This is a genomic window from Bacteroides sp. UBA939 (assembly GCF_002293435.1).
Taxonomy (GTDB): Bacteria; Bacteroidota; Bacteroidia; order Bacteroidales; family Bacteroidaceae; genus Bacteroides.
In genome coordinates this window covers 1-8,965 of record NZ_DBDF01000122.1, presented here as the reverse complement: position 1 = coordinate 8,965, position 8,965 = coordinate 1, and the positions used below count along the sequence as shown (strand labels likewise).

At 46.6% G+C, this 8,965-nt stretch carries 6 protein-coding genes; 2 read left to right on the top strand and 4 right to left on the bottom strand.

Going from position 1 to position 8,965, the window contains the following annotated elements:
* The first annotated feature begins 131 nt into the window (after positions 1–131).
* The gene (locus tag B2Z67_RS08080) at positions 132–1,679 is read left to right on the top strand and encodes an ATP-binding protein (RefSeq protein ID WP_291529313.1); all 1,548 of its coding nucleotides are present in this window, start codon (positions 132–134) and stop codon (positions 1,677–1,679) included.
* Between the two features lie 80 nt (positions 1,680–1,759).
* Here the strand turns inward: B2Z67_RS08080 and B2Z67_RS08075 are convergent, their stop codons facing one another.
* The 4 genes from B2Z67_RS08075 to B2Z67_RS08060 all read right to left on the bottom strand — a co-directional run bounded on the left by B2Z67_RS08075 (position 1,760) and on the right by B2Z67_RS08060 (position 6,968).
* On the bottom strand, positions 1,760–3,130 hold the full coding sequence (locus tag B2Z67_RS08075; RefSeq protein ID WP_291529312.1) for an MFS transporter: 1,371 nt from the start codon (positions 3,128–3,130) through the stop codon (positions 1,760–1,762).
* A 70-nt stretch (positions 3,131–3,200) separates the two neighbouring features.
* Positions 3,201–4,208 carry a LacI family DNA-binding transcriptional regulator gene (locus tag B2Z67_RS08070; protein ID WP_291529311.1) on the bottom strand — a complete coding sequence of 336 codons (1,008 nt, stop codon included), beginning with the start codon at positions 4,206–4,208 and terminating at the stop codon, positions 3,201–3,203.
* A gap of 198 nt (positions 4,209–4,406) precedes the next feature.
* The gene (locus B2Z67_RS08065; protein ID WP_291529310.1) at positions 4,407–6,332 is read right to left on the bottom strand and encodes a tetratricopeptide repeat-containing sensor histidine kinase; all 1,926 of its coding nucleotides are present in this window, start codon (positions 6,330–6,332) and stop codon (positions 4,407–4,409) included.
* Between the two features lie 21 nt (positions 6,333–6,353).
* Complete coding sequence (locus tag B2Z67_RS08060; RefSeq protein WP_291529309.1) at positions 6,354–6,968, bottom strand: response regulator; 615 nt, start codon at positions 6,966–6,968, stop codon at positions 6,354–6,356.
* Positions 6,969–7,102: 134 nt separating this feature from the next.
* On the opposite strand from B2Z67_RS08060, the gene B2Z67_RS08055 reads away from it, so the two are divergent.
* A complete protein-coding gene (locus B2Z67_RS08055) occupies positions 7,103–8,716 on the top strand; it encodes an InlB B-repeat-containing protein (protein WP_291529308.1) in 1,614 nt (537 codons plus the stop codon).
* The last annotated feature ends 249 nt before the right edge of the window (positions 8,717–8,965 follow it).

Here is an 8,965-nt window from a genome sequence, read left to right as displayed (position 1 = left end):
CTCTGTGTCTCCGCGTCTCTGTGTTCAACAAAGAAAGATAAGCCTCCGTGTTCAATAATTCATAATTCATCATTTCAAAATTCATTCGTTTTGTTTACCTTTGCACATACAGCATTATAAATACCGCAATTATGAGCAAACTTTATCCTATCGGTATCCAGCATTTCGAGAGTCTTCGCAAGGACGGCTATATGTATATAGATAAGACCGCCTTGATTTATAAGTTAGTGAAGACGGGCAAATATTACTTCCTCAGCCGCCCCCGCCGCTTCGGCAAGAGCTTGCTGATTTCTACGCTCAGAGCCTACTTTGAAGGCAAGAAAGAACTCTTCGAGGGACTGGCAATGGAACAGTTGGAGAAGGACTGGACACGACACCCCGTTCTGCACCTGGATTTGAATATAGAGAAATATGATGTACCCGAAAGCTTGGACAGGATACTCAACGAAGCATTGGTGAGGTGGGAAAAAGTATATGGCGCCGAACCTTCGGAAACGTCTTTTTCCCTGCGCTTTGCCGGTATCATCCGGCGCGCCTGCGAACAAACGGGGCAACGCGTCGCTGTCCTCATAGACGAATACGACAAGCCCCTGCTGCAAGCCATCGGGAACGAAGAACTACAGAAGTCTCTACGGAATACTCTGAAACCCTTCTACGGCACACTGAAAAGCCAGGACGAATACATCAAATTCGTCATGCTGACAGGCGTAACCCGCTTCGGCAAGGTAAGCGTTTTCAGCGACCTGAACAACCTGAAGGATATATCAATGAGCAAACATTATGTGGAACTTTGCGGCATCACAGAGCAGGAGATTCATGATAACCTGGAAGAGGAGCTGCATACGCTGGCGGACAGTCAGGATATGACCTACGAGGAGGTTTGCTCTGAACTGAAAATATGTTATGACGGCTATCATTTCGCAGCAAACTCCATCGGGATGTATAATCCGTTCAGCCTGCTTAATACCTTTGACCGGAATGAATTCGGCAGCTACTGGTTTGCCACGGGCACACCCACTTATCTGGTGGAACTGCTGATAAGGCATAACTGCAATCTGGCGGATATCACTCTCGACGAAACACCAAGCAGTGTACTGGAAGGAATAGACAGTACAGATACCGACCCCATCCCTGTGATTTATCAGAGCGGTTATCTCACCATTAAGAAATATGACAAAGAGTTTGATTCCTACCGTCTGGGCTTCCCCAACCGTGAAGTGGAAGAAGGGTTCACCAAATTCCTGCTTCCTTTCTATGCCAATACCAATGCGGGGGATTCTTCTTTCGGAATTAAGAAGTTTGTCCAGGAAGTACGTGTCGGCGACTGTGACGCCTTCTTCCGTCGCCTGCAAAGCCTCTTCTCCGATACCCCGTACGAACTGGTTCGTGACTTGGAACTGCACTATCAGAATGTACTCTTCATAGTCTTCAAGCTGGTAGGTTTCTACGTAAAGGCTGAATACCACACCAGTGCCGGGCGCATTGACTTAGTGCTTCAAACGGATAAGTTTATATACGTCATGGAGTTCAAACTGGACGGCACCGCCGAAGAAGCCTTGCAACAAATCAATGAAAAGCAGTACGCCCGGCCGTTTGAACACGACTCCCGGCAGCTATTCAAGATAGGTGTGAACTTCTCCGCCAAGACCCGTAATATTGAGAAATGGCTGGTGGAATAAAACACAGAGACGCGGAGTACACAGAGTTTTTCTTACTTTGCGACGTAGTCGCCCTCTCTGTGCCTCCGCGTCTCTGTGTTTCATAATTTCTCCCTCTTCGTCTCCTTAATCAAATATACGCAAACCGCCCCAACAATCAGCATGACGCCCGCCATGACAAGCATATTGATTTCCGGCGGCAACATGCCTTTCGGGGTGAACAGAGCAAGAATACTTCCACCAAGCGAAGCAGCCACAATCTGCGGAATACAGATAGTTCCGTTGAACAATCCCAGATAAGTTCCCATGTGCCCGCCGCTCAGCGCATTGGTCAGGATGGTGAAAGGCAATGCCAGCATGGCTGCCCATGCGCAACCGATGAGTACGAAAGATATGAACAGGATATATTGGTCGTGAACGAAATAAGTAGAGATAAAACCCAGACCGCCCAGCACCAGACTGAGCGAATAAATAAACCTGCGATTCTTGAACAACGGAATGCACACAGCCCACAGCACAGAACCGATAGCCTGTACGGCAAACAGCACACCCACCCAGTCGGCAGCATTCTGATACTGAATGCTCTTTGTATCCAGCACAACTTTGCTTACTCCGTTTACAACAGTCTCCACAGTAGGAGCGTCAAATACGTTGGCAGCCACACTGCCATTGGTGTACGTCCACATAAACATGAAGGCAAACCAGCAGAAGAACTGAACCAGACCTACCGTCCAAAATGCTTTCGGCGCTTTCACCAGCAGCTTCAGCATGTTTACCTTTTCCGTCTTCTCCTCTTCGGTGATGCCGTGGTATTCGGCATACTCGGCGGGCGGCATCTCCTTTACCTTCGCTATGGTGTAGATTACGCAGAGTATCAGGATGGCGGCTCCGATGTAGAAAGAGTAAATCACCGAGTCGGGCACCACACCCTGCGGAGCTATGTTACTGATGCCAATCCACGTAAAGATAAACGGGAACAGGAACCCTACCAGACTGCCGGCATTGCACAGGAAACTCTGGATGGAGTAGGCAAGGCCTTTCTGCTTTTCGTTCACCATGTCGCCCACCATCATTTTGAACGGCTGCATTGCCATGTTGATGGAGGTGTCGAGGAACATCAACGATACCAATCCGAATATCATTGCCGTGCTCACCGCCATGCCGAAGCTGCCGGCATTGGGCAAGAGGCACATCACCAGTACGGCAATCAGCGAACCGACGAAGAGGTAGGGGATGCGGCGTCCGAAGCGCGTCCACGTCTTGTCGCTCGCAACGCCCACGATGGGTTGCACAATGATACCTGCCAGCGGCGGCAGTATCCAGAAATAACTCAGGTTATGCGGGTCTGCACCCAGTGTTGCAAAAATACGGCTGATGTTTGCACTCTGCAAGGCGTATGCAATCTGTACGCCAAAAAAGCCGAAGCTGATGTTCCATAGCTTCCAAAAGCTCAAATCCGGTTTCACTTTCATGATAGATTAGATCAATGTGCCTGTTTGTTGAAGAGGCACTGTTTTAATGGTTGATTATTATTTGGTTACATTACTTCGTCGTTCCCCGCACCACAAGATTTGTCCTAACAATCTTGTTGCCGCTTTTTTCGTCATTCCCTTCCAGTTTGTCTATCAGGATGCTGAAAGCGCTTTTCCCTACTTCCTCGCCGTGCTGTTCTACGGTTGTCAGTTTCGGGTCGGTGCTTTGGGCAATGGCTCCATCGGTAAATCCGCAGATGGATATCTCGTCGGGTACTTTCTTCCCTACCAGCTTGCAGGCGTACAGGATGCCCGAGGCAGTTTCATCGTTGATGGCGAAGAAGCCGTCCGGATGGTTGGGAGCTTCCAGTATATCCGGTGTGATGGCTATGGCGCGTTCCCGCGTGTCGCACAACATAATCATGCTGTCGTCCACAGGAATCTTGTACTTCTTCATGGCATCCAGATACCCGTTGCGGCGGTTCTTGGTGATTTCCAGATGAGGCGCTGCGCCGTAGAACAGGATACGTTTGCATCCGGTCTGTATCATATACTCCACGGCGGCAAACGAACCGGCGTAATCGTCCACTACTACCCGTTCCGTTTGCAGTCCCGTGCAGATGCGGTCGTAGAAAACGATGGGTATGTTGTTGTTCAGCAACTCCTGGTAATGGTCGTATTGGGAAGTGTCCTTTGCCAGTGAAGCAATCACGCCGCAGACGCGTGCGGCAAGAAACGAGTGTACTATCTTGACCTCGTGTTCATAAGATTCGTTGCTTTGCGCCACCAGGATATTGTATCCTGCCTTGCCGGCGGCTGTCTCTATTCCGCTCAGTACGCACGAGAAGAAGTGGTGCACCAGTTGGGGCACAATCACTCCAATGGTATTGGAACGGCTGGCGCGGAGGTTGACGGCAAGTATATTGGGCTTGTAATTATGTTCCCGGGCATACGCATGAATAAGGTCACGGGTTTCCTGACTGATATCCGGATTGTCCTTCAACGCTCTCGACACGGTGGACGGCGAAACGTTCAGCGCCCGGGCAATATCCTTGATGGTGATTTGCGGTTTATTCATGGTATATAAATTGTTTTAGCCAAAGATTATTTGGCGGGAATAGCCGGCAAACAAAAGAAGTAAAGCAAACTAACCCGCTTGCAAAAATAACGGAATAGATGGGAAAAAAGTTCTTGGTTGAGGATTATCAGGGGGATGAGTAGTGCAAACGTTTGCGGGGCGGGGCGATTTAGCGCTATGCGCTAAATTAATTATGAATTATTGAACACAGAGGTGCATCTTCAATTCCACATTTGCTTCCGTCCCTTTTCCCGGCTCTGAATAAATCTCTATACTACCCCCGAAAACCGTGAGGCGGGTATGCATATTTTTTATTCCCATTCCCTGTGGTGTGGTTTGTAAATCGAAGCCACAACCGTTGTCCACTACCGAAAGATAGGCTGTTTCATTATCTGTATTGAAATGGACATCTATGTGAGATGCGTTAGCATGACGCAATACGTTGTTCATCAATTCGTAGGCACATCGGTAAAGCACCAATTCTTTTTCGGGGTCGAACCGGTATACCGATTCCTGCACACAATGAAACTCTGCTTTGGGAACAGAACGGCAAAGGTCGTCCAATGCCACGGTAAGACCGCTCTCTACCAATATGGGAGGCATGATGTGATGAGCAACCCGTCGCAGTTCCACAATGGTTCTTTCAAGTCCGTCCAATGCTTTATTGAAATACTCTGTCTCTTTGTTCTCAATCAGAGAATACGACTGCATGAGGGTCATATTGTTTTTCACCACCGAGAGCATGGCTCCGACACCATCGTGCAAATCGCGGGCGATGATTTCACGTTCCGCTTTTTCGGCATCCAAAGCCGAACGGGCGGCAATCAATTCTTTTTCCTGTTCCAACTGCCTGATTTGCTGCTCTGCCATTTTTTGCTTTTGCACCGACAAACGATGCCGGTAGAGCAGAAGCCCCACCCCAAGCAATAAAATAGCAGCAACGGCAATGCCTAATCCGATGTATAATTTCCTTTCCTCTTCCAAAGTTGCGATACGCATCTCTTTCTTCTCGGTTTCGTATTTAACTTCCATGTTTGACATGGATTCGAGAAAGCGATTTTCTGATTCTTTTATGCGAAGACTGTCTTGTTTGGAGAAGTAATAGGCTGCTTTTTCTTTATCATTCAAATACAAGTAACAAGTACTAAGGCTTGATGCTGCATTTAAGGCTTTGGATGAAATGGAATCCATATTCCATGATTTCAAAGCAAAATGTTTACCTTCTTCATATTTGCCGGCTATGGTATATGTTTTTGCCAAAATGTTCCATGCAGTTATAAGAAGACCTTGATTGCTTGAAGATTCTGCCGCTTTCAAACATTCCTGCGCATATTGTTCTGCTTTGTCATAATCATGAAATCCATCACTGTATATTCCTGCAAGTAACTGGGTGTTTATGACCTCGTAATTTGTGATTTTATTCTTTCTGCTTAAATCAAGTGAGATTAATGAATTTTCTAAAGCGTTTTTATAATCTCCAATATTCAGGTAATACCCTCCTAATGCAGAGTATACGGCAGTCGGCATGTTTTGCATAGCAGGATTATTCATTACTTCTTTGTTAGACTTTGCCCGTTCCAGATAACGTAAAGTTTGCTCGTTTTGGTGTAATCCGGAATATATGGCACTAATGTTTAAACACAACCGGACTGAATTAGCTTCATCTCCAATACTTTCATACAACGTCAAACCTTGCAAAAAATATTTCAAAGCCTCTTCTTTGTTTTTACCAAAATAGAAGATACCTATATTTCCGACAGCCTCTGCTTCCATTTTTCTATCCCCGATTTCCTTACTTAATTCTATCGCCCGGTTATAAAGAATAAGAACAGAATCGGAGGGGGAATGGGTTATGAGTGCATTTGCCAAATCAACGCAAAAATGGGCTATCATCTTTTTATCTTTTTCTTTTTCGGCAAGATTTAATCCCCGTTTTCCGTAGTCTATGCTTTTCTCAGGAGATGAATATACATAATGATTGGAAAGCCAGTCATATATCGGGAGTCTCTCTTTTGCGGATAATTCCGTGGTCTTCAATATGTTTTCTAACGAATCAACTTTTGTTTGCTGCGCTTGCAGGAACAACGGCAACAAGAACGATAAGATGCAACTTAATTTCTTCATGGCTTGCGTAATCTAAGATTGTTAATCAATTAATCCCTCTCTGCGTGCACCGGCAAGAAGTTCCACCGGATTGGACGCATTCAGTTTGAGATTCAATTTTTTACGGAACGAGAGAACGGTCGAAAGTGCAACTTTTAAATGTTCCGCAATTTGCGGGTTGTTCATGCCGATAGCCACCATTTGCAGCACTTGCTTTTCGCGGGGAGTGAGGCTGACTTCTATCCGAGTGGTCTTCCGAATCATCTGTTCCATTTGACGGCTGACATAAGTATCGCCGTTTGTTACCGCACGGATGGCTTCGAGTACTTCTCCTACAGCTTCACTTTTTACGATATAGCCCGAAGCGCCGTTTTTCAGCATAAGCATTACGCTCGAATATTCATCATGTCCTGTCAAAGCAATAATTTTCAACCCGGGGTATAACTTGTGCATTTCGGCACAGAAGACTATTCCGTTACCGTCGGACATATTAATGTCGAGCAGTAATATGTCGGGGAGGCCGGAAGCTAACGTTTTTCTACATTCTGCCAGCTTCAATGAATATCCCGATATGCGGGCGATACCGGAATTGTTGATTACCGGAATCAGTAATTCTACTACCATCGCATGGTCGTCGGCTATGTGTACTGTTACCATAATTTCTATTCTTTTCTTGTTTCTGCAAAATTAATTATTTGATAAATTCCGCCTATCCCCTGGACAGGGGATAAAGGTATGAAATAGCCTCCATAACTTTGCCGAATCATTATTAATTTCTTTAAAAGAAAGATATGAAAAAGATTTGGCTCATTGCATTAGCAAGCATCCTGTTGGGTATGGTTTCCTGTGGCGAAGACGACCCGGCGGAAGAAACGTTTTATACCGTCAGTTTCGATGCCGGCGGTGGTACTCCTGCTCCCAAAGTTCAAAGAGTAAAGGAGGGGGACAAGGCGACTGCTCCCGCTACGAATCCTGCAAAGGACGGTTATGTGTTTCTTTATTGGCACACAAGCGGAGCAACGACAGCCTACAACTTTCAGACGCCTGTAACAGGCGATTTTACGTTGTATGCCAAGTGGACGGCGGAGGGTGGCGAAGAAAAGCCCGGGAACGCAATGGTTGCATCGGGACGATACAGTTACTTTGTGTTGAATGCCAACGGAGTGTTACAAGCATCGGGGCGTAATGATTACGGTCAATTCGGCATGGGGGATAAAACGGATATGCAAACCCTTACACAAATAGCTACTGATGTTGCTGCTGTGTATGCGGGAGGAAGCTCCGCCTTCATCCTTAAAAAGGACGGAAGTTTGCTTGGAGTAGGAGCAAATGTTGACGGAAACCTGGGACTGGGAGATGAGGAAAATCGTACCACCTTTACTGCCATACCGGTAACTGATGTAAAAACCATAGCGGCAGGCAGCGCTCATACGCTTCTTCTGAAGAATAACGGTTCGGTGTGGGCAAGCGGATGGAACTCTTACGGTAGGCTCGGAATCGGGAGTGAAACGCATCAGAACAAATTCACAGCAACCACCCTCACATCCGGCATTACAGCTATCGCAGCAGGATACGAGTTTAGTCTTGCCCTCAAAGAAGATGGCACCGTATGGGGAGCCGGTTACGGCTATGCGGGGTGTATGGGAGAAAACGGACTACAAGCTACCATCCCGTCGTTTATTGAGATATATTCGGGTGTGAAGGCTATTGCCGCCGGTACGGAACACTCGCTCCTCCTCAAAGAAGACGGCACGGTATATGCTTCGGGGGGCAATGGATATGGTCAGTTGGGCGTGGGATTAGCCGATCATCAAGAGCGTTATCTTCCTGCTGTCACTACCTCAAATGTACCTCTCACCGATGTGATAGCCATAGCCGCTGCGCCTTATCACAGTTTGGCTCTTAAGGCGGACGGTACACTTTGGGCTGCGGGTAGCAATGTTAACGGACTGCTTGGCACGGGCGATTTCGTTAACAAGCGTGAGTTTGTACAAATTGCATCGAGTGTAGTATCCATGAGTGCGGGTCGTACTCACAGCGTTGTGCTTAAAAAAGACGGCACGACTCAAGTATATGGTCATGTCAATCCGTGGGACAGACTGAACGGCAATTCCCGCTTTCTCATTTCGGTTGATGACACCAATGCTTACCGTTCCATATCGAGTTGGGTACTATCCTGCGGTGGGGCGGAAATTGCAAAATCGACATCATCCATTTCAACGGGTGCACCTGCAACTCAAATAAGTGTAAAACCCGGAACATATACAATGACTTTCAGAACCAGCAATTCAAGCACTCCGCATAATATCGTTGATATTGTTGTGGGGAATGACGAAAACGTAATAATCCGATATGAGTACGTTTCGTCGAGATATCAGTGGACGGTAATTCACGCACCTAAATAGCATTAGCCTGTATTATTCATGCTTCAGGAGTCTATAAGTAGGAGTAATACAGGTTAGGATTGACTGTCCGCTCAATGTGGTAACAACAAAATAGCACCGAGTAACCGATTGGTAAAACAAGAATATAAATTAAAAGCCTGAATTACATTTCGTAATCTCACTCCCGGACTGAGGGTATCTCACTATACGACTGAGATACCCTCAGTCGTATACTTAGGCTATCTCAGTCGTATACTTAGACTACCCCCT